This window comes from Helicobacter trogontum, assembly GCF_000765905.2.
GTDB classification, from domain to species: Bacteria; Campylobacterota; Campylobacteria; order Campylobacterales; family Helicobacteraceae; genus Helicobacter_A; species Helicobacter_A trogontum.
This window is the reverse complement of record NZ_JRPL02000090.1, coordinates 1-1,058: the sequence shown is the minus strand read 5'-3', so window position 1 is coordinate 1,058 and position 1,058 is coordinate 1. Positions and strand designations below refer to the sequence as shown.

The following is a 1,058-nucleotide window of genomic DNA, read 5'->3' as shown; positions in this document are numbered from 1 at the left end:
CAAAAGTATTTTTATAACCCTCTTGTAGAATCTCTAAAGGGTCAGCTATATCATTTCTTCTTTCAAAAATATTTCCTGCTATACTCAAAATATCTTTACCTCCTTTTTTAACATCTATTTTGCTACCATCTTTATACAATTCAAAATGGAGCATCATTACTTGTTTATGAGGAACGATACTTGGGTGAATACCATTCTTCAACATCAAACCAGCATAACCAATCACTTGCCCTTGCTTCACCTTATCTCCTATATTAACCAAGATTCTACTACTATCTAGTTCTCCATATCTTACAATAAATTTGCCATATTTAGAAGTTTCATGCAGAATTGTAACTTGTTTGGTGTCAAGATAAAAATCTCTTTTGTCTAAAACCTCTCCATCAGCAATTGCGACAATTTCTATATTAGATTTTGGGTTTTTAATATTTCTTTCAAAGAAATCTGTATATAAATCCCTTGCTGCATGTTTTCTTGCCCCGCCATTTCTATTTCGTCCATAAATAGTTTGGGTTGCATTTCACTCACAAGTTTCTAACTGTTTTGCTAAGTTTGTATCAAAGCGTAATGATGTTTCTAGATTAGCATCTTGCAGTTTTTGCATTTGTCTATCATATTTTACAAAGCCTATTGTCCCTGTGCCTTGAAATTCATCACTACTAGAATCTTGCCAATCAAAGAATAGTCTTACTAAAATCTTGTCATTATCCCAAGTATCAAATTCAAATGAGATATGCTCTTTTGCCCACTCCACACTTTTATCTCCACGCCAAGCTTTGAAATCAAAATCACTGCTTCTTACAAGATTGACAAAAATCTTGACGCACTGAAAATTGGTAAGATTCTCATCAAAATATACCCGTGTTAGCTTGGCTTCTTGTGTGTATCCTAAACTTATAAATAAAATAAAGATTATAGATAGTTTTTTCATCGTGTGTCACCCCCCCCCCCCCTTTTTTTTTAATCTCATTAATTATGCGAGATTTAATGCAGGATTTAAAAAGTTTAATATTATAAGCAATAAAAGACATACAAAAACAAAAGTTTGTAAAAAAAAT

The 1,058-nt window shown here is 32.0% G+C and carries 2 protein-coding genes; both read right to left on the bottom strand.

What is annotated here, in order from left to right:
* Nucleotides 1–391 (bottom strand): M23 family metallopeptidase (locus LS81_RS10985; protein ID WP_237022246.1); only part of this gene is annotated, 391 nt, incomplete at its 3' end.
* 129 nt (nt 392–520) lie between these two features.
* Nucleotides 521–931, bottom strand: coding sequence for a hypothetical protein (locus LS81_RS10980; protein ID WP_138069958.1), 411 nt, complete (start codon nt 929–931; stop codon nt 521–523).
* Nucleotides 932–1,058: the final 127 nt, after the last annotated feature.

Bases quoted from the DNA above. Each gene is read 5' to 3' on its own strand.
- LS81_RS10980 (WP_138069958.1), bottom strand. From the start codon at position 931: ATGAAAAAACTATCTATAATCTTTATTTTATTTATAAGTTTAGGATAC.